Source organism: Lysinibacillus sp. 2017, from assembly GCF_003073375.1.
GTDB lineage: Bacteria > Bacillota > Bacilli > Bacillales_A > Planococcaceae > Solibacillus.
The window spans coordinates 609283-630873 of the sequence record NZ_CP029002.1 but is presented as its reverse complement, the minus strand read 5'-3'; the positions used below and the strand labels follow the sequence as shown (position 1 = coordinate 630873).

The window sequence follows — 21591 nt, the reverse complement described above, 5'->3', positions numbered from 1 at the left end:
TCTATCGATTTTTTAATAGTATTTTTCCAAAATTAAATTTTGTATCAAATAAATATCAACTTTTTGTTATGTTTTCATCCAATTTATTTCTAAAATTCCTATGTTTTCCCTATTGTCAGGTAGTCATAACGCTCAAAATTTGATAAAATAATTGAGTGTCTACTATATTAAAGTCGACCAATTTAAAGGAGAGTAAAATTATGTTCTCAATTTTTAATCGTAACAAAGAACAAACGAGTGCTCGAGAGCTAAAAAGATATTATAAAACGGTAGAGCAGATTAATAGACTTGAAGCGACTTACAGCCCAATGTCGGATGAAGAGCTTCAAAGTATGACTTTTAAATTTAAAGAACGTTTAGAGAACGGCGAAGAATTAATTGCAATTATCCCTGACGCATTTGCAGTTGTTCGTGAGGCTTCTAAACGTGTATTAAACATGCGCCATTTCGACGTTCAGTTAATTGGTGGTCTAGTATTAACAGAAGGAAACATCGCCGAAATGCCTACTGGCGAAGGGAAAACATTAGTCGCTTCCCTACCGTCTTATGTACGTGCATTAGAAGGTAAAGGTGTTCACGTTATTACTGTTAATGATTACTTAGCAAAACGTGACTTTGAATTAATCGGTCAAATCCACCGTTTCTTAGGATTAACAGTTGGTCTGAACGTACCAATGATGGAGCCAGACGCGAAAAAAGAAGCCTACAATGCAGATATTACATATGGTGTCGGAACTGAATTCGGATTCGACTACTTACGTGATAATATGGCACACACAATCGGTGATAAAGTTCAGCGTCCTTACCACTTCGCGATTATCGATGAAGTCGACTCTGTGTTAATTGACGAGGCAAAAACGCCGTTAATTATTGCAGGTAAAATGGGGGCTAATGAAGAATTGCACCGTATTGCAGCCATGCTAGCAAAACGCTTCAAAATTGATGAAGATTACGATTTTGATGATGAAACAAAAGCAACTTCACTAACAGATCAAGGGATTGAAAAAGTAGAAGCTGCCTTTGGTGTCGACAATCTTTATGATTTAGAGCACCAAACACTTTATCACTATGTCATTCAAGCCGTTCGTGCACACGTAATGTTCGAGCGTGACGTAGATTACATCGTACGTGAGGACAAAATCGAATTAGTCGATATGTTCACGGGCCGTATTATGGAAGGACGTTCACTTTCAGACGGTTTACACCAAGCGATCGAAGCAAAAGAAGAAGTGACGATCACTGAAGAAAACAAAGCACAAGCACAAGTTACCATTCAAAACTATTTCCGTATGTACCCGAAATTATCAGGGATGACAGGTACTGCGAAGACACAAGAAAATGAAATTTTAGAAGTTTACGGCATGCGCGTACTTCAAATTCCAACAAACCGTCCGCGTCGTCGTATCGACCAAACGGATATGGTATTTGAAAAGATTGAGCAAAAATATGAATACGTAGCACAAGAAGCGCTGCGTCGTCACGAAAATGGTCAGCCCGTATTAATCGGTACAACTTCTATTTTACAGTCAGAAAAAGTCGCAAGTTACTTAAAAAAATACGGCTTAGATTTCCAACTTTTAAATGCCAAAACGGTAGAACAAGAAGTGGAATTAATTTCTGGAGCAGGTCAAAAAAATCGTATTACCGTTGCGACAAACATGGCAGGCCGTGGTACGGATATCGTATTAGGCGATGGTGTAGATGCACTTGGCGGTCTTTTCGTAATCGGTACGGAAAAACACGAATCTCGTCGTATCGACAACCAATTACGCGGTCGTTCTGGACGTCAAGGTGACCCAGGTGAAACGCAATTCATCCTGTCAATCGAAGACGATATGTTCAAACGTTTCGCCAAAGATGATGTAGAAAAATTCCGTAAAAAAATGACGGCTACCGAAATCGGTCGTATTGAAAATAAAGAAGTCAATGAGCTAATCGAACGTACGCAACGCATCGTAGAAGGTGCACACTTCTCAATGCGTGAATACAACTTAAAATTAGATGATGTTATTAACGACCAACGTCGCGTTATTTACAACTTACGTGACCGCGTATTACGTAACGAAGAGTTACTTGCTTTACTCATCACCATGATGAACGAAACAATCGACTTCGCAGTACGTGATAATGCATCTGAAGACATAAACGTTCTTGAATGGGATTTCGACAAAATGGAACGCACAGTGAATTCCCTATTTTTAACACCAGTCACAGTTAACCGTGAAGAAACAAAAGTGAAAAAAATGTTAGAGGCAATGGATCCAGCAATTAAAGAACTTGCGGAAGTGATCGAAAGCTTCGAAGAAAACGAACAAATGATGGCCGTTATTCCAAAAGTAATGCTTGGCTTCATCGATCAAACGTGGGTACGTCACTTAGAACAAATGGCGCACTTAAAAGAAGGTATTGGCTTACGTCACTACCAACAAGAAGATCCAATGCGTATTTACCAACGTGAAGGCTTAGAAATGTTCGGCAAAAACTATCAAGAGCTTCGTCGCAAAATCGTAGAAGAGCTTGTTACATTCATGAGAAATCTTAAGTTAAATACGGAGGAATAGAAAATGGGATTATTTGATTTATTTAAAAAAGGCGATAAAGTCGGGAAAGATAGTGCCGTTGATTCAGCTTCGGTTGTAAAATCATCTGCCAAAACTTCTAAAAAAGATGCAAATCGTGATGTTGACACAAAATTATCATTCCACCCAGAATGGAATGTGCCACAAGAACAAAAATATGTATTTAACTTCTTAGCAAATGATTTAGCGCCATTAAAGCCAAATCAATTATCATTATCTGCGATTAATATCGAACCAACAATGAACGGTTCTTGGAACGTAAAAGCCTTTTTCCGTTCTTCACTAGCAGAAGCCATCGAACTTGGTGACATCGAATTATTAATTTTAGATAAAGACGATAACCGTGTAGCTTCACACTACTTCGACTTTAAAGAATTAGGAGTGATTCCAGCTGAAAGTGCACGTCCTTGGATCTTCACATTCCCTAAATCATCTATTAATGTGGAAGATGTACCTGAAGAAGGCTGGAAAATTTCATTTAACTTATTATCATTACGTGGTCACCAATTAGACCTTGATGATACTTGGAAAAAACAATTACCAAAATCAGAGCAAGAAAAACTAGCTGAAATCGTGAAAACTTTACCGAAGTTAGGTAAAACAGAAGTAAACTTTACTGGTTTACAAGCAAAACTAAATGAAGATGGCAGCATGCACGCGTCGATCTTCATCCGTAACGGTCATGATAAAGCGATCAACTTAGCACAATTACCACTTGAAATTGTAGATGCTCGTGGTGAAATCGTTGCGAAGGGTTCATTTAAATTGAACCCCGTGTTAACCGTTCAACCGAACACAACAAAACCTTGGACATTCATCTTCCCTGCTGAGTTAGTGACAGCAGAAGGTATTGATCTATCTCGCTGGACTGCTCGCGTACCACAATAGTTTAATAAATCCGGCTATACGGGAAAAATCACATAAATTTAGCGCATTACTTGGAGTAGATAACTCAAGGTAATGCGCTTTTTTTGTCGTAGAGAGGAAATTGAGTGTGTACCTACGCGCTTATATAAACATTTTTTAAGCGATAATCGACTTCCCTTTCCGTTCAACACATAAAAAATCCTCCACCCTTTTATAAAGGTAGAGGATTTGAATAGTAGTGTGTATTATGCTATGTATTATTCACCTTCTGGAGTGTTGTCTACATCGCTTTGATCGTCAACTGCTACAGCTGATGATGAGAAACTTGCGACACGTTTAGCGCCTACGAATTTATTACCCCAGTAATATTTGTCGTTAATGTCTGTTTTAATTACACCTTTACTTGTAGAAGCATGGATAAACTTCCCTGATCCGATGTAAATCCCAACGTGTGATACGCGGCTACCTGATGTATTGAAGAATACTAAGTCGCCTGCTTGTAATTCACTTTTCTTAATGGCTGTACCTTGTCCATACATACCTGAAGAAGTACGATCTAATGAAGTAATGCCTAATTCTTTATATACTTGGCGAACATAACCTGAGCAGTCAAAGCCACTTGCAGAAGTTCCACCGTATGAATAGCGAACGCCGATATATTTTGAAGTAATTTGATTTAACTTTTCGACTGAGTAATTATTTGATGATGCAGAAGCTTCATTTTCATGTACGGGCATGAAGAAAATGACGAACGCTGCTGCCAAAGTTAGTACTGTATTACGTATTAATTTAAAGTAGTTCATCGTGTTCCTCCAAACATCTCAATTAATTTTCTGAAAACTTAACTGTTATTAGATTAACACGATATTCCACTTTATAACATTACAGTTGCGTAACAATAAAGTTACATAAATACTTTATTGTAATTTACATACAAATATATATAATCCCCGTAAATAAGGGTTTTCAAACCTATAATAACCTTACTAAAGTGTAATTTATTGTAATATTAATCCTATTTAAAGTTAATTTTGTAACATTTGTAATATTTATAGAGGTAATGTTACGAATAAAGAGGCACAATCAAAGGGGAATTCACTAACAAGGTCCGTTAAAAGAGGATATCTAGCTATTGGCGTGCTATGGCATGACCGCATTATGGTCACGTGGTACGTGTCCATACTACTGTCTTTAATGCCGTATGCAAGGCCCGCCAATACAATGTGTTGTACTTTTTACAAAGTTAAAAAGCGTTTAATCATACCGCTTGCGCTTTCGCGAGGCGGCGGGGATTGACCGGAATAATATCTTATAATTGAAATGAAAGTGAATGCCATTGTTTTATTTATGATTAACATACTTTCTATTAAACTAGTTTCGCTTTTATAAAAGATACTTTATCGAATAAACCTTATCCAAAACACCTTATTCGAAAAAATTTTCCATTCCAAATAGAGTGACGCGGAGCGCAGGGGGCGACTCCTTGGGGATTAAGCGTGCGCGGAATATCCACTTGTAGCTTGCCGCCGTAAAGGCAAGCTATAAGTTAGATGGAGCCACGCCCCCAGGAAAGCGTCCCCCGTAGCGTAGCAGAACGGACTTAATTGAAAAGGAATCCCTTTGAATACTAAAATGATATTCTCCCCAACTTATGGTGATGATCCCGTTATCTCCATATTAAAAGCCATTTGATAAGTAATCTTCATTACTCATCAAATGGCTTTCTATGATTTATTTAATAGAGTTCAATCGTTTAAATGCGACGAAGCGTTCTGACCAGTATTTTGTCGTAACGTCGCCGATTGCGATGCCTGTTGAACCCGCGTGAATGAATTGGTTGTTTCCTATATAAATACCCATATGTGAAATGTTTGGTATGAATGTATTTTTGAAGAATACTAGGTCACCAGGGACAGGGTCTTTTACTTTTGTTGTGTCTTGCTCAAAATACATTAAACTACTTTTTCTTGTTTGCTCGATGCCGACTGCGTTATATACAAAGTTGACGAAGCCGCTGCAGTCAAAGCCTTCGATTGTCGTTCCTCCATATTTATATGGAATGCCAAGCGATTGCTGTGCGATTTGAAGGAGTTGTCCATATTTTGAAGCGGTCTCATTACTAATCGTTGCTGTAATCTCTTTTTCACTTGCTAGCACTTTAGCAATCTTTTCATCGGCAGTTTCATTAAATTCGATAACCGCCTCTACCTTATCTGCTACTGTAGATTCGATTATTTCTTCTTTCACCACTGTATTCGGTTTTGTCGTTTCTTTAGTTGGAATGGCTGGAGCTACCGCACTTGTTGGTTGTTCAATTGTTAGCTTTTGGCCAACAAATAGCGCATCCGTTTTCAGTTTGTTCCATTGTTTTAGAAGAACAATGGTTGTATTATACTTTTTCGCGATGTTTGTGAGGTTGTCCCCTTTTACGACAGTATGGGTAATGGATTTGCTCACTTCGACTTTGTTATCTTCGGTTTTCTTTTCTTCAACCTTATTGGGGCTCGTCGTATGATTCATTGATGCGACAACCAGCTTTTGGTTTGTGTAGATCAAGTCGCCTGTTAGTTTATTCAATTGTTTCAGCTGCTGTGCTGTCGTGTTGTGAGCTTTCGCAATTTTAGTCAATGTATCTCCTTTTTGCACGGTATACGATGCGGCTTCGACATTTGCAGAAGTTACTAATATCGATGAAATTACGGCACCTGCAATTATAGTTTTCCATACATTTTTCATTTTGAAAACTCCTTCCTTATCTGTGAAACTTATACTCTATACCCATTTTACTTAACAATCTACCTGCTTATCAACATGCCATTTGGTCGATTCTTTTGTGAAAATGCAGTAATAACCGTTTTTAAGTAGTATTTGAAAGAATTCTGGCGAAAGTACTTAAATTCTGACGATTACTTTCTTTTTTACAACAACTACTGTTTGAAGTTTAATATTTTTATGATAGAATAATCCCTTGTGAACAGTTTAAGTTTTTAGAAATTTTAGTATTTTCAAATATAAAGGAGTTTAGTTCAATATGAAGAGCAGTAAAGGTTTTTTCCGCGAGAATATCGCAGTAGGTTTCATGTTATTTGCGTTATTTTTAGGTGCAGGAAATATCATATTTCCACCACAGTTAGGTCAGATGGCGGGTGAAAATATTGTCTGGTCGATGCTAGGATTTTTAATTACAGGGGTAGGCTTACCTCTTTTAGGGATAATCGCCGTAGCGAAAAATGGTGGAGATTTAGAAGTTTTGGCGGGACGTATTAATCCATATTTCGGGATTATTTTTACTTCTATTATTTATTTATCAATTGGACCATTCTTTGCGATACCTCGTACAGGTGCCGTTTCTTATTCAATTGGTGTTGCCCCATTCTTATCAGAAGCAACACAAGAAAGTTGGATTCCATTACTCATCACAACACTTATTTTCTTTAGTTTCACATTCTACTTGGCTTATAATCCAACGAAAATCGTTGACCGTGTAGGTAAGATTTTAACGCCTGCCCTACTTATCGTTATTTGCTTGCTTACAATTAAAGCCATTATTACGCCACTGGGTGAAGTTGGTGAAGCGCAAGGAACTTATATCGACAATGCATTCGGTGAATCGTTTATCCAAGGTTACTTAACGATGGATGTGCTGGCTTCATTAGTATTTGGGATCGTTATCATACAATCATTAGTCGCACGTGGTGTAACAGAAAAAGCAGCTCAAATTAAAATTACAATTTTCGCTGGTATTGTTGCGGCATTAGGTTTAGCCTTTGTTTATATTTCTCTAGGTTATATCGGTGTAACAAGTACGACTGCCATTGGTTTCCATGATGATGGAGGGACAATCATTTCCCTTGCAGCACAGCAACTTTTTGGTCAAGCAGGTAACATTATTTTATCTGCGGTTATTATTTTAGCTTGTTTAACAACTTCGGTTGGATTATTATCTGCGAACGCAACGTTCTTCCATAAAATCTTCCCGAAAATTTCTTATCAAGCGTACTTAGTCATTTTCGCGCTATTTAGTTTCGGTGTTTCAAACTTTGGATTAGCTGATTTGATTAACATTTCATTACCTGTATTAGTAGCGATTTATCCAATTGCGATCGTATTGATGATTTTCGCTTTATTCGGTAACCTATTCAACCATGCACCTAGCGTGTATGGCATGGCGTTAATCTTTACAGGTTTTATTGCTCTATATGACGGCATTAAACAAGCTGGCTATAAAATTGAAGCTTACGACAATTTCCTATCAATCTTCCCGTTTTATGACCAAGGAATTGCTTGGGTTGTCCCCGCTTTAATCGGTGGTGTAATCGGCTACTTTATGTATCTTGCTAAACGTAACAAATAATCTTTCATAAATTATGTAAAGGGCATTGAATGGAAAAATACATTCAATGCCCTTTTTTTAATAGCGTCTTCTTAATTGTCGCTGCTTTGAATATAATAATTATTTTAGAAATCATGACAAAAAATGGACATTTCCAAGTGGATTTTATAAACTTACATACATGACCTAATCAACAAAATTCATTTACTACTTTATTACTTACAAATTCGAAGAGGTGAACTCATGATAAAAAAACAGCTAGCTACGATGCTTTTTTTCATTTTATGCTTAGCACTTCCTTTTAGCGTATTTGCATCGCCATTAGATGAGGCGAAGCAGATCGTAAAGGAAAATTATGTTGGTGATGTTGAGGGGACGATCAATAACGCAACGACTATTCCTGAGCTAATGAATATGCTCGATCCGTACTCAACCTATTTTACAGCAGACGAATTTAATTCCTTTTTAAATGCAGTCGACTTAACTTCAGTAGGCATTGGGATTGTCATTGAAAAAGTGGACAGTGGCATTAAAATTACGGACTTAATCGACGGAGGTAGCGCAAAAAATGGTGGTTTGAAAACGGGCGATATTATTACAGCGGTGGATGGTACATCTACAACCGCTTTAACACTCGATCAAGCTTCTTCTCGTATTACAGGGAAAGAAAACACGTCTGTGACATTAACCATTTTACACGAAGATGGTTCTATCTTAACGAAAACGTTAACACGTAAAGCTTTTTCTTTACCGAATAGCTCTTCGAAATTACTTTACGGAAATGTAGGTTACATTTCACTTAGCTCTTTTTCAAATGATGCAACTAGCTTACTGTCAAAAGCCGTTCAACAATTGAAAAATCAAGGAGCGACTTCGTTTATTTTAGATTTACAAAATAACGGTGGTGGTTATGTAACCGCTTCTGAGCAAATTATCGGCATGTTCCCCAATGCTAAAAATGCTTACAAATTAAAAGAAGCTACTGGCACAACAATCGTTCATGCCTTAAAGCAATCGACAACCTTCCCTGAAAATACGAAGGTATTAGTTAACAAATCAAGCGCAAGTGCCTCTGAAATGACTGCTGCGGCGTTACTAGATCAAAAGGCGGCAACCTTATACGGACAAACGACGTATGGTAAAGGTGCGATGCAAGCATTTTATGAACTGGAAGATGGAAGCTATTTAAAATTAACAGTCGGTCATTTTTACGGTCCGAATGGTACAGAAATTAACCATATCGGTGTAAATCCTAATGTAAAAACAACAGCAAACCCTTTATATCAAGCACATTTTGATGCGATTGCAGCAGGACTTTCAAATTCAAAAGAGCTAGCTAGTTTGAAAAATGTCGCTTTAACTAAAACTTTTACAATTACCTTTTCAAAACAGCTCGCTGCAAGTATCGACCCACATTCTGTTCAATTAATTGAACTTGGAAGTAATGCAGTGGAAGCTACGGTGAAACAAGATGGGCAAAAGCTACTGGTTACACCTAAAGATACGTTAACAGCTGGAAAAGAATATATGCTTGTTATTCAACCTCGTATTAAAAATAGTACGGGTAAATCATTAAAACAAGGTGCATACTTGCACATCACTACTGTTTCGAAATAAAGTTAAAAAAGAGAATGGGTCTTCTAATTTAGAGGCTATTCAAGGATAATCATATGGAGGGTTCTTCGCACGCAAGCCGCACAGCCATGTTGCACATGTCTGTACGACTCGCCTTTGTGCTACGTGAAAGACCCGCCAATACAAAGGCATATTCCACTACATTTACTCGTATTCACGTGGGGCGCTTACAGTGGTAGGCGCCCTTTTTCGTATTTGGAGAATCTTTTTATAAAATAGGTAAAGTCATAGTAAATTAGCTCTTTATTAAAGTGGTTATTCAGGTGTACCATTTTGGCGGGCAAAGCACAAATTCACAAAGTCACTTTGCAGTGTCTCTGCGAATTTTCTTCGTGCTTTGTGTAATGCTCGCCAATACAACGTGTAATCCACTATACTTACTCGTATTCACGTGGGGCGCTTACAGTGGTAGGCGCCCTTTTTCGTATTCGGAGAATCTTTCTTATAAACTAGGCAAAGTCACAGTAAATTAGCTCTTTATTAAAGTAGTTATTCAGGTGTACCGTTTTGGCGGGCAAAGCACAAATTCACAAAGCCACTTTGCAGTGTCTCTGCGAATTTTCTTCGTGCTTGGTTAAGGCCCGCCAATACAAACGTGTAATCCACTATACTTACTCGTATTCACGTGGGGCGCTTACAGTGGTAGGCGCCCTTTTTCGTATTTGGAGAATCTTTCTTATAAGGGTGGGAAAGCTATTCGTACGGGTGTTTCTATTTAAAATTAACATGATCAATCATAAAAATATATTGCAAATACCTTAAAAAGAGTGGCTAGAATAAATAGCTAGCCATCCATTCATAAAAAGCAAAACCGTGATGATTGCTTATCCTAAAATATTCAATCGGTGCACTTTATTAGAAATCGGTGCCTGCCACTGCAAGCACCGCACCTTATTAGAGAAAATTTAGTGGACTGTGCTTTGATATGGTGGGCATAGCCCAAGGCGCAAAGAAGAGTCGCATAGACATGTGCAACATGGCTTTGGGACTCTGGGCGCCCAGCCCGCCATAACCCAATACACTTTAATAGAATCCTTATTAGAAGAAGTTTAGCTATGCATTACCTTTCCATCAATATATTCATCGGTGCCCTTTATTAGAAATCGGCGCCTTTTTTAGCGCCGCACCTTTTGAGAGAAGGTTTGATGGACTACGCTTTGATTGGTGGGCCTAACACGTAGCACAAAGATGAGTCGTACAGATTTGTGCAACAAAGCTGTGCTGCTCATGTGCTGCGCCCAACAAAACACGATACCCTTTATTAGAATCCTTATTAGATGATGGTTAGCTTTGACAATCCCTTTGCATCATTATATTTAATGGGTGCACTTTATTAGAAATCGGCGCCTTTTTTAGCGCCGCACCTTATGAAAGAAGGTTTGATGGACTACGTTTTGATTGGTGGGCCTAACATGTAGCACAAAGATGAGTCGTGCAGATTTGTGCAACAAAGCTGTGCTGCTCATGTGCTGCGCCCACCAAAACACGATACCCTTTATTAGAATCCTTATTAGATGATGATTAGCTATGACTCTCGCCTCAATAAATATAATGAACTAATAAAAAAGACTAGAAATAGGTCATATCATCTGACCCGTTTCTAGTCTTTTCATGTTCACAAGCTATGGATTTTATTGATGAACTAAATTGCGTTCTTCAGCAAAATAAATCATACTAATTTCTTTTGCTAATTGTTGTGGAGCTGTTTTTTTCGTTAATAGCTTCGTTAACGTTAAACGTTCCATCGAACCAACTAAACTCTCGGCAAGCACATTTTTATCAACACGTTGCACGATTGGATAGTCTTTCAAATCATTCGAAATCACATTTTCTATTTTGGAAACAAGCAATTGTTTCACTACAGAAGATTGACTCGATTCATAAAAACCGATTTTTGTTAAGTTTGGATTTTCTACAAAGTATTCAAAAATTTGATTTAAATTTTCCTGGATGGCTTCTTTTGCTTTTGGTTCACTAGATTGTTCATTTTTTGATTTTGCAAAAATTTCAATCAATTCATTTTGGAACTTTTCATTCAAATCATTATATAACGTTTCTTTACTCTGGAAGTACAAATAGAATGTTGGTTGTGTTAAATCTGCTGATTTTACGATATCACTAATTTTCGTTTGATGAAATCCGTGAATTGAAAACAATTCAACTGCCTTTTCTAATAATAACTTTTTACTCTTTTCTCCACTTGAATTTACTCGACGTCCTCTTGCCATACTTCTCCACCCTATCTCTATTTTAGATGTTTAGTACTCTGTAATTACCAATTATTTCACACTCATTATATATTAATTTTTTCTCAAAATAAAGGTTTCTGTCATAAAAATAACATTTTACCTTATTTTTGGTAGTTTGATTATATTACTATAGAGTAATATTTATTTTTATTTTTCATATGACCAATTTGTTTAATATCAACTATTACTAATAATAGTTTGCAAGTCTATTATTATTGTACCTATTATTATTGTTAAAAAATTGCTAAAATAACAAGAGAATGAAGGGAGTGTGAAATTTTGATAAAAAAAATAGTCGTTTTTGCAATTGCTATGCTCGTAACGATGTCCATCACAACGCAAACAACGTCTCATGCCAATGATATAAAGGGCCATCCTTTGGCTGAAGGGCTTACATACTGGGCCGATTTAAATGTAATTCGTCCAGATGCAAAGGGCAATTACAATCCGAATCGTGCAGTAACTCGTGGAGAATTTGCTTCTTATTTATCTCGAGCATTTGATTTACCAGCATCGAATTCGATGACATTTAAAGATTTAAAAGCTGATGAAGAGCGTACAAACGAAATTCAAGCAGCTGCTGGGGCAAGCATTTTAAGCGGTTATCCAGATGGTACTTTCCGTCCAAATGATAAAATTACACGCGAACAAATGGCTGCATTATTACAGCGTGCACTTGTATATTCTAAGATTCCTCTAAACGGTGCCCCACTAACATTTAAAGACAATGATAAAATTCGTAGTGAATTTAAATCTGCTGTTGCGACAAATGTTTATTACAATATTATTGCGGGATCCTTAACAGCAAAGGGTATTTATTTTGAACCAAAAAGCTCTGCAACAATCGCACAAGCCGCTGCATTTTTATATCGAATGGACACAACAATCGATAAATATAATGCAGAACAAAATAATGAAACACCTGTTACACCACCAGTATCAAATCCGTCAAATTATTACATCGGTAAAATTTCAAATGGTGTCGTAACAAAAAATCCAACTATCTACTATAATTATGAGCAAGCAGCGGCTGCACAAAAAGCAGCTTCACTAAACCTTATATTTAAAGGCGATAAAATTATTCAAATGCCAGCAGGTTTAGCATCTGCTGCTGATACAACAGCAAATACGACAACGATTTACGCTGACTCTAGCTTCAAAACAGCTTTAACATACGCTGCTGAGGGCAATGAATTTAAATACTATTCTAGTAACGATAAGTACGCCATCGTTCGCTTAGCCGATACGAAAGGCTATGCAAAAATCGATGAAGTGACATTAACTCCTTCAAGTTTACTCAAAGGGGAAAACTATTATTATGTTGCTGGTGGTTATTTAACACATAAACTCTATAACCATATAACAGAAAAATATATTGGCGAATATGTCGTTAGTGCGGCACCAGCCTTTATGAAACCCGGAGTCAACTATTACAGTCAAGATGGTGTGAACTTCTATAGCGACTTCCTATTAACAAATAAAGTCGGCACCAATTATTCGTACTTCCAATTCGCATCGGTTCGTCAGCCATCAAACTATACAGCTGAAGAATTAGATCACATCATTACAACAATGCTTGAGGAACGCCAGCAATTGGGCGGTAATTATAAAAATGCTCCAATTGATTCTCGTTTAATCGGTATGGGTACCTTACTGAAACAAGTAGAAGCTAGCCATCATGTGAATGCGCTCTTCATATTAGCTGCGGCTATGCATGAAAGTGACTACGGCATTAGTACAAACTCAATGCAGAAAAACAATATTTTCGGTATTAAAGTTTATGATGCCAACACAGCACTAGGTACATCCTTTGCTTCACGTGATGATAGTGTTATGGCATTCTTAAACCAATATGTGAACCTTAACTATGTACCTCAATCAGGAGGATATGCAAAAGGCGCTGCTCCAGGTAATAAAACATCTGGTCTGAATGTTCACTATGCATCCGATCCTTTCTGGGGTAGTAAAATTGCGGGTCATATGTACCGTCTAGACAACCGCTTTGGTAAAAAGGATTACAACCAAGCTAACTTAGCGTTCGTCGTAAATAACGGTGACTTAGTCAATACGCGTGCAGAAGCTACAACAAACTCTGAAAAAGTATTTACGTACAAAGCTAAAAATGTTGGAGAAACGAATTCATTCGGTTATCCTGTCGTAATTACTGAAGAAACAACAGGCTCAGATGGCTATGTTTGGTACAAGCTATTATCAGACGCCAACCCACCTAGCGAGTATGTTTGGGTACGTTCAGATTTAGTACAGAAATTTACAGCGAATTAACGATTCATTAAATCCTATCTATTTTACATTTGTAAAATTAGATGGGATTTTTTTGTTGCACTTGTCTTTCTTCTAATATAGTGGGATACGGTGTACCAGTTGGGCGGCTAAGCACCAAGGCGCCTGTCCTTTTATATGGGGGATTCCTTTTATAAGGTTAGTAAAGCTACTGGTGAAGTAATTCTTTTTTCTAATAAAGCGGGATTGGGGTTAGTCATTTGGCTGGCGCAGCACACATTCACAAAGCCTCAATGCAGAGTCTTTGCAAATGTTCTTTGTGCTGTGTGTAAGGCCAGCCAATACAAGGTGTATCTCTTTAAAACTTTTTTAAAGACGGATTGGCGCTATGCTATCGCAAGGCGCCTGTCTTTTTATATGGAGAATTCCTTTTATAAGGTTAGTAAAGCTACTGGTGCAGTAATTCTTTTTCTAATAAAGCGGGATTGGGGATTGTCATTTGCTGGCGCAGCACACATTCACAAAGCCTCTATGCAGAGTCTTTGCAAATGTTCTTTGTGCTGTGTGTAAGGGCCAGCCAATACAAGGTGTATCTCTTTAAAACTTTTTTAAAGACAGATTGGCGCTATGCTATCGCAAGGCGCCTGTTTTCTTATATTGCGAATTCCTTTTATATGAAGCTACTGTCTAAGTAATTCTTTTGGGTGTATCGTTTGAGCGGCTAAGCACAAAGTCACCTAGATCCGTTGCACGAATCTAAGCGACTTTTCTTCGTGCTTTGTGTAAGGCCGCCCATATTAAGTGTATCTTTTCATACCTTTTTAAATCAGGAAGGCGCTGTGCTATCGCAAGGCGCCTGTCTTTTTATATGGAGAATTCCTTTTATAAGGTTAGTAAAGCTACTGGTGAAGTAATTCTTTTTTCTAATAAAGCGAGATTGGGGTTAGTCATTTGGCTGGCGCAGCACACATTCACAAAGCCTCTATGCAGAGTCTTTGCAAATGTTCTTTGTGCTGTGTGTAAGGCCAGCCAATACAAGGTGTATCTCTTAAAAATTTTTTAAAGACGGATTGGCGTACAAATGTCAATTAATCTATGTACAAAAACGCTCACTTAACTGTGTATAAAATTACTCACTTTCTGGAGCTAAATGGTTTTTCAAACGATAAGAATTACCGATGATTGTTACAACCGTTGCGTGATGTAAAATGCGATCTAAAATCGCATTGGCTAACTTAGGCTCCTGAAACACTTCGTCCCAAGATTTAAAGTTAGCGTTTGTTGTAAAGATTGTGCTTCGTTTTTCATAACGCATATCGATTAACTGGAAGAAGAGTTTTGCATCCTCCGGATCAATGGGTAAATAACCAATTTCATCGATAATAAGTAACCTATATTTTGTGTAATGCTTCAAGCGGCTCTCTAGACGATTCTCTAGGCGAGCCCTTTTTAAGTTCTGAATCAAATCATGACATTTTATAAAATACGTACTTGTACGTTTTTTTGCAGCCGCAATCCCGATAGCGGAGGCTAAATGGGTCTTACCCACACCACTAGGGCCTAAAAATACGATGTTTTCATTACTCTCAATAAAACGTAATGTAAGAAAATCATGAATCTGTTGCGGGTTGATTGACGGTTGGAAGTCGAAATCATAGTCCTTTATCTCTTTTAGATTTGGGAAGGCACCCACTTTTACCATCGCATGAATCATATTGTGTTCACGTAAATCAATTTCATAATTTGTTAATTTAATCAACGTATCGATAAATGACATTTGATTGTGGATGCCGAAGTCCACGACTTCATCTAAATGTGTAACCATTTGTTTTAATTTTAAATACTCTAAGTTCTTCAAAAGTTGCTGATAATTTGTTTGCTGTATCATGTGTCATACACCTCTCCAATAGCTTTTAGATTGTTTTTCGCTAAAGTATCAATGTCTGGATAACGAGGTGCAGAAATTTGCAAGGTTTCTTTATAATCTGAAGGACGAATATTTAATTTTCGATTCGATATAAGATGCTGTGCAATACACTCCATGTTATAATAAATCCATAATTGATCATCATGTATTTGTATCCCAACTTTTTGGCCAATGTACTTAGTGGGGACTGAATACTGGTTGGCTTTGTAGGAGACCATACTTGATGTGTTTACTTGTACAAGCTGATGCTTGATACGGTAAGAGTTCCTTATCTTTTCTGCGGGTAGCGGAAGTAGGGAGCTCTTTTCTTTTTCTAAAGCAAATACGGGTATTTTGCCTGACCCTTGATGGAAAGATTGATTCAATCGATTCATTAACTTTTCAATGAAATGATAGAGCTCTTCTAAGGTCAATTGACCTTGATATGCATGGATTTCATCAATAAATTTCATCTGTGTTTCTACTTTACCTTTTGTACGAGGACGCCGTGCTATACATGGTCGTACCTTAAAGTCAAAATCCTTCGCAAAAGCGGCGAACCTGCTATTTATTTTTCCTGAACACTGTTCTGTTCGTGCCACATCCATAATTGTTTTTGGGTTATCAGTTACGATCTCTTTTGGAACACCCCCAATTTTTTCGAATGCTTCGGTTAAAAATGAGAACAAAACATCTTGTGTTTTACTCAATGTCAGAGTAAATATACGGAATCTTGAATACCCTAGAACCAGCGCACCTACGTTTACCTCTACTTTTTCACCATCACTTGTCTCAAAAGGAATGCTTTCCTTCCAATCAAACTGTGCCTGTTGACCTGGTGGTGTTTCAAATCTTGTCGTACCTTTCGGTGAGGGAATACGCATTTGATCTGTAAAATAAGCTGCGAATTCGGGTGTCTTTGCGATATAGCGACGGAATGTAGAAGCACCACATTCTAAACCGTGATTGTCTTTTAAATATTGCCAAAGTATACGGCGGTAATAAAACACCTGCTTTGAATCCTCCGACAGTAGTGCAGCGATTACCTCATAATAATCATCTAAAATAGATGCCTTTTCTTTTGTTTCTTTTGGTGTAAATCCATTTAGGTACTTATCAACTGTACGTCGATCCACACCCATTTCTCTAGCCAACTGGCTTTTGTTAATTTTCATTTTTAAATTCTCCATTAACTGTTTGAATTTTGGTAAGTCTGAAAGACTATTAATTTCAAAATTCGTTTGAACATCTAGCGTTATGTACATACTAATCACCTCATGATTAGTATGCTAGAAAGTGAGGCAAAAGTGTACATCTTTAAGTGAGTGCGATTGTACATGAACATCGTAGCATTTGTATTGGCGCTATGCTATCGCAAGGCGCCTGTTTTCTTATATCGCAAATTCCCTTTATAAGGTTAGTAAAGCTACTGGTGAAGTAATTCTTTTTTCTAATGGCTCTGTTAAATTTTATTGTTGTTTTTCCATCTGTACAAAACAGGGTATAAAAATGTTCCCAAGAAAAGGCACGAAACGTTGTTAAATCAACGTTTCGTGCCTTTTTAAACTGTCCCCGAACTTTTATTTTGGAACGTTATAATAAAATGAATAGTTTATTCAACGTGTAAATCTCCTATATATTCTGCAAAGTTGCCATTTGAAGTAAATTCGACTTCAAGAATGTATTCACCCTTTTCAGTAGGGACAGCAAAAGAATGTATTTCTTCTAACATACTGGATTCTATTTCACTTTCATATAATAATTGTTTATCACCATTTTTAGTTCCTGAAATTTTGATTTTAATATCAGTATATTGCCCTTCATCTTCAATGCTATCTTCAAATGTAATTTTTAAAATTTGTCCACTACTTACAACAATTTTTTCAGATTTGCTTAATAGCGATTCAATATCATTTTCTTTCAAAGAAGTCGTATCTCCCTGTGTATTCCATCCTATTTGAGAGGGCTGTAAATTATATTTTGACTTATTTACTTCTAATTTAGTAATAGGGTGTCCAACACTATAATTTTCAGCAAAACAACCTGATAAACAAACAATTGCAAAGCATAAATAGATTAATTTTTTCAATATTTCTTCACCTCGTCTTTTGTAGATTAAATTCGATATGAACTTTAGTATTCCTTTGAAGTTATCATAAAATTGAACTCATTAAGGATAATTAGTAAATTATATGCAGCACTTTTGCTAAAACACTCCCAAAGCGATGTTTGGTAACTTTAATTCGTCTAATACTGTAAGTCCTCGCAGTCAGGTGAAAGCCCTAATAGTCAAATGAGCATTACAGATTGAATTTCGATAAACGTATTGGGGATAGTCATTTGGCTGACGCAGCACACATTCACAAGCCTCTATGCAGAGTCTTTGCAAATGTTCTTTGTGCTGTGTGTAAGGCCAGCCAATACAAGGTGTATCTCTTAAAAATTTTTTAAAAACGGATTGGCGCTATGCTATCGCAAGGCGCCTGTTTTCTTATATCGCGAATCATTTTATATGAAGCTACGGCACCTGCCCTTTTATATGGAGAATCATTTTAATATAGATTTAATCATCAATTTATATTAAAAGTAAAACCATGATAATCTCTTTTCCACAAATCTAATGGATTCGCTTTATTCCAAAAATGGCGCCTTTGCTTGCAACAGCGCCTCCCTTTTAAAAGACATTTAATGGACTGTCTGTGATTGGGGGGCCTAGCACAAGGCGCAAAGAAGAGTCGTACAGATATGTGCAACATATCTTTGCGACTCTGGGCGCCCAGCCCACCTAAACCTGAAACACTTTCAAACAACTATGTTAGAAAACGATTAACTCTGATAATTCACTTCCCCCCTCCAAGTCTAATGGATTCGCTTTATTCCAAGATTGGCGCCTTTGCTTGCAACAGCGCCCCCCTTTTTTAAAAGACATTTAATGGACTATGCTGTGATTGACGGGCCTAGCATACCGCAACAGTATCAGTAGTAGGGACACGTACCACGTGACCCTGCTGCTGATATGCGGTAAGCCCGTCAAATTACCATACACTTCCTTAGCCCCTATGTTAGAAAACCATTAACTCTGATAATTCACTTCCCCCCTCCAAATCTAATGGATTCGCTTTAATCCAAGAATGGCGCCTTTGCTTGCAACAGCGCCTCACTTTTTTAAAAGATATTTAATGGACTGTGCTGTGATTGACGGGCCTAGCATACCGCAACAGTATCAGTAGTAGGGACACGTACCACGTGACCCTGCTGCTGATATGCGGTAAGCCCGTCAAAACCCCATACCCTTCCCTAACCCCCATATTTAAAAGACAAATACCTACCTATACAAAAAAAACCACCAGCTTCAATTAAGAAGCTAGCAGTTTGGTTAGATTATGATTATTGATTAGTTGTTTTCAGCGCGTGTGATAAATGTTGCTAAATCTACTAATTTCACGTTGTTATTAACACCAAATTCACCATTACCAAGACCAATTGTAATGCCATTTGAAGCTAATGTTGCAATATCATTATGTGCCCAGTGAGTAGATGGAGCATCGGTGAAGTTTACTGCCGATTGTTGTTGCTCTAATTTAAATGCAGCTACTAACACTTTTGCCATTTGAGCACGTGTTAATGGAGAGGCTGGATTGAATTTACCGTTTTCATCACCTGAAAATACGCCAATTTCATATAAGGCTTTTGCAGCACCTGCATGTTTTGAAGTTGATTTCACATCTGGGAATACTGAAGTTGTATCTGATGTATCAAGACCTAAAGCTTTAGCTAATTGAAGTGCTACCTCGCCGCGAGAAGCATATACGCTAAAGTCGATTGCTGAATCCTTAACTTCTGCATTGTCTACTGCTGCGACAACTGTACCACTGTTGAAGCTTGCGATACGTTTTGCCCCTACATATTTAGGTGACCAGTAAGAAGTGTTTAAGCTTGCAACCGTAACACCTGTGCTTACACCCGCATGGATGAATTTAGAACCGCCAAGTGAAATACCAACATGTGATACGCCACTACCAGATGTACTAAAGAACACTAAATCCCCTGCTTTTAAGTTGGCCTTCGAAACGGCTGTACCTTGTTTGTATTGTGCTGCAGATGTACGATTTAACGTATACCCCAGTTTATTAAATACTAATTTAGTAAAACCTGAGCAATCCAGTCCGCGTGCTGTTGTTCCTCCGTATACGTATGGAACACCGATATAGTTTGAAGCTGTTGCTGTTAATTGAGCAACTGAAGCTGCTTCTGCTGTATTTGTATCCGTCGTTACGCCTGTGAAAATCATAAAGGCCGCAAAGATCGGTAATAAAATTCGTTTTTTCAAGTTAGTTGAAACTCCCTTCAAATAGGTCTCCCAGAAACAATGAGAATAAACAGATGCTTTTTTTCTAATGTGGTTCTGTTTATTTAACCTATAAATAGGGTAACATATATTGTTGCAGTATAACTTTTCACTTATGTGACAGATACAATGAAATGGCTAAAAAAACAGAAAACACCAAATTTACTACATAAAGTAGAAAAATGGCGTTTAAAGTAGAGTATTTTTATATTCTGGTTTTGATGTGTAATACTACTGTAATATAACAAACTAGTATCTTCCAAATTATTTACTAGAAAAGTCCTGAACTAGATAATATTTTCCATTTTTAGCTTTTTCGATGCCGATGCCCATATGCGTATAGCTACTTTTCAGGATATTGGCGCGATGCTTCGGAGACTCCATCCAAGCAGTGACTGTTTCTTCTGGCGCTGTAAAATTACGCGCGATGTTTTCGCCAAAGCTCGTATACTCATAATCAAATAGTGTCGCTAAATCCCAAGGGTTGCCATAAAATGGAGAGTAATGGTCAAAGTAATTACGTTTCACCATATCCTTCGCTTTAATAATCGCAATTTGTGTTAACTGTGGATCAAGCTCCAGTTTTGCTAAATTATTTTTTACGCGAATGTCATTTACTAACACTAGAATTTTATTTTCCCACTCTTTATAAGCATTTACCGTCGAAATGTAATCCTTTTGTAAATAGTCGTAGGCAACTTCTAATTTTTCAACTTGTCCTTTAAATGCCATACCGCGCTTTGCTAACAGAGCAATTTGTGCACGTGTTACATATTGGTTTGGCTCAAAAGTAGTTGCAGTGAAGCCCTTGATAATTTCTACATCCGCTAACGATTCAATATAAGCTTTTGCCCAGAAGTTACTCGCTAAATCCTTGAACGCAGATTTGTTTTGATTGTCTACTTCCACCCCATAAGCAAGGGCGATAATTTTAGAAATTTCCGAGCGTTTTAAAGGCGCGTTTGGATAAAAGTAAGTTCCATCAGCAATAACCCCGATTTCCGCCAATTTACTAATCACTTTATAATAAGGATGTGTTTCATTTACATCTTGAAATTTCGGTTTGTAATCGGTTGTTAAGTCGATGCCCATTGTTCGAGCAATAATGACAACCGCTTCCCCACGTGTTGTGAATTGATTTGGCTTAAATGTGCCGTCTTCATAACCTTTCATATACCCGTAATTCACTAAGTCATAAATGGTTGAAGCCGCCCAATGTGTGCTCGTTAAATCTTTAAAAACTGGAGTCGTTGCTGCTGCCTCTGCAACAGAAGGAGCTGGTTGCATGAGTAATGCAATCATGGATCCTGCTATTAAAATTCGTTTCATCTACAACCTCTCCTTTCCACTAACCCTAACAAGTGATTGGTCGCTTACTATGTATGTCTATTTTACATGAACCCTTACTTATTCCCAATGAAAAGCAAAGCATT

At 37.5% G+C, this 21591-nt stretch carries 13 protein-coding genes; 5 read left to right on the top strand and 8 right to left on the bottom strand.

Translation table 11 applies throughout. The features are described from left to right. Positions 1-200 precede the first annotated feature (200 nt). Positions 201-2561, top strand: coding sequence for an accessory Sec system translocase SecA2 (secA2, locus tag DCE79_RS02765; RefSeq protein WP_108711600.1), 2361 nt, complete (start codon positions 201-203; stop codon positions 2559-2561). Between the two features lie 3 nt (positions 2562-2564). Then, positions 2565-3467 (top strand): accessory Sec system S-layer assembly protein, encoded by a 903-nt coding sequence (locus tag DCE79_RS02760; RefSeq protein WP_108711599.1) that lies wholly within the window; start codon positions 2565-2567, stop codon positions 3465-3467. A gap of 236 nt (positions 3468-3703) precedes the next feature. Here DCE79_RS02760 and DCE79_RS02755 read toward each other — a convergent pair whose 3' ends face one another. Together DCE79_RS02755 and DCE79_RS02750 are read right to left on the bottom strand one after the other, a co-directional pair. Further along, on the bottom strand, positions 3704-4249 hold the full coding sequence (locus DCE79_RS02755; RefSeq protein WP_108711598.1) for a C40 family peptidase: 546 nt from the start codon (positions 4247-4249) through the stop codon (positions 3704-3706). Positions 4250-5177: 928 nt separating this feature from the next. Continuing rightward, positions 5178-6182, bottom strand: coding sequence for a C40 family peptidase (locus tag DCE79_RS02750; RefSeq protein WP_108711597.1), 1005 nt, complete (start codon positions 6180-6182; stop codon positions 5178-5180). A 295-nt stretch (positions 6183-6477) separates the two neighbouring features. Here DCE79_RS02750 and brnQ point away from each other — a divergent pair, with 295 nt between their 5' ends. Beyond that, on the top strand, positions 6478-7800 hold the full coding sequence (gene brnQ / locus DCE79_RS02745) for a branched-chain amino acid transport system II carrier protein (protein WP_108711596.1): 1323 nt from the start codon (positions 6478-6480) through the stop codon (positions 7798-7800). A 222-nt stretch (positions 7801-8022) separates the two neighbouring features. After that, positions 8023-9396: a S41 family peptidase gene (locus DCE79_RS02740; protein ID WP_108711595.1), complete on the top strand. Its 1374-nt coding sequence runs from the start codon at positions 8023-8025 to the stop codon at positions 9394-9396. Between the two features lie 1649 nt (positions 9397-11045). On the opposite strand, the gene DCE79_RS02735 is transcribed toward DCE79_RS02740, so the two are convergent. Then, positions 11046-11642, bottom strand: coding sequence for a TetR/AcrR family transcriptional regulator (locus tag DCE79_RS02735; RefSeq protein ID WP_108711594.1), 597 nt, complete (start codon positions 11640-11642; stop codon positions 11046-11048). Positions 11643-11942: 300 nt separating this feature from the next. On the opposite strand from DCE79_RS02735, the gene DCE79_RS02730 reads away from it, so the two are divergent. Continuing rightward, positions 11943-13946 carry an S-layer homology domain-containing protein gene (locus tag DCE79_RS02730; RefSeq protein ID WP_108711593.1) on the top strand — a complete coding sequence of 668 codons (2004 nt, stop codon included), beginning with the start codon at positions 11943-11945 and terminating at the stop codon, positions 13944-13946. A 1087-nt stretch (positions 13947-15033) separates the two neighbouring features. Here DCE79_RS02730 and istB read toward each other — a convergent pair. From istB to DCE79_RS02700, 5 genes are all read right to left on the bottom strand, one after another. After that, on the bottom strand, positions 15034-15792 hold the full coding sequence (gene istB / locus DCE79_RS02720) for an IS21-like element helper ATPase IstB (protein ID WP_108711591.1): 759 nt from the start codon (positions 15790-15792) through the stop codon (positions 15034-15036). Next, on the bottom strand, positions 15789-17075 hold the full coding sequence (gene istA, locus DCE79_RS02715; protein ID WP_108711590.1) for an IS21 family transposase: 1287 nt from the start codon (positions 17073-17075) through the stop codon (positions 15789-15791). The genes istB and istA overlap by 4 nt, the downstream gene beginning before the upstream one ends. A gap of 347 nt (positions 17076-17422) precedes the next feature. Next, positions 17423-17899: a hypothetical protein gene (locus DCE79_RS02710; protein ID WP_108711589.1), complete on the bottom strand. Its 477-nt coding sequence runs from the start codon at positions 17897-17899 to the stop codon at positions 17423-17425. A 1305-nt stretch (positions 17900-19204) separates the two neighbouring features. Beyond that, positions 19205-20140 carry a C40 family peptidase gene (locus DCE79_RS02705; protein WP_108711588.1) on the bottom strand — a complete coding sequence of 312 codons (936 nt, stop codon included), beginning with the start codon at positions 20138-20140 and terminating at the stop codon, positions 19205-19207. A 282-nt stretch (positions 20141-20422) separates the two neighbouring features. Beyond that, positions 20423-21487 carry a CAP and S-layer homology domain-containing protein gene (locus tag DCE79_RS02700; protein WP_108711587.1) on the bottom strand — a complete coding sequence of 355 codons (1065 nt, stop codon included), beginning with the start codon at positions 21485-21487 and terminating at the stop codon, positions 20423-20425. Between the last annotated feature and the right edge of the window lie 104 nt (positions 21488-21591).

What these genes read in the sequence shown, in the direction of transcription:
- secA2 (WP_108711600.1), top strand. Translation starts at nt 201, where the DNA reads ATGTTCTCAATTTTTAATCGTAACAAAGAACAAACGAGTGCTCGAGAG.
- DCE79_RS02760 (WP_108711599.1), top strand. Translation starts at nt 2,565, where the DNA reads ATGGGATTATTTGATTTATTTAAAAAAGGCGATAAAGTCGGGAAAGAT.
- DCE79_RS02755 (WP_108711598.1), bottom strand. Translation starts at nt 4,249, where the DNA reads ATGAACTACTTTAAATTAATACGTAATACAGTACTAACTTTGGCAGCA.
- DCE79_RS02750 (WP_108711597.1), bottom strand. Translation starts at nt 6,182, where the DNA reads ATGAAAAATGTATGGAAAACTATAATTGCAGGTGCCGTAATTTCATCG.
- brnQ (WP_108711596.1), top strand. Translation starts at nt 6,478, where the DNA reads ATGAAGAGCAGTAAAGGTTTTTTCCGCGAGAATATCGCAGTAGGTTTC.
- DCE79_RS02740 (WP_108711595.1), top strand. Translation starts at nt 8,023, where the DNA reads ATGATAAAAAAACAGCTAGCTACGATGCTTTTTTTCATTTTATGCTTA.
- DCE79_RS02735 (WP_108711594.1), bottom strand. Translation starts at nt 11,642, where the DNA reads ATGGCAAGAGGACGTCGAGTAAATTCAAGTGGAGAAAAGAGTAAAAAG.
- istB (WP_108711591.1), bottom strand. Translation starts at nt 15,792, where the DNA reads ATGATACAGCAAACAAATTATCAGCAACTTTTGAAGAACTTAGAGTAT.
- istA (WP_108711590.1), bottom strand. Translation starts at nt 17,075, where the DNA reads ATGTACATAACGCTAGATGTTCAAACGAATTTTGAAATTAATAGTCTT.
- DCE79_RS02700 (WP_108711587.1), bottom strand. Translation starts at nt 21,487, where the DNA reads ATGAAACGAATTTTAATAGCAGGATCCATGATTGCATTACTCATGCAA.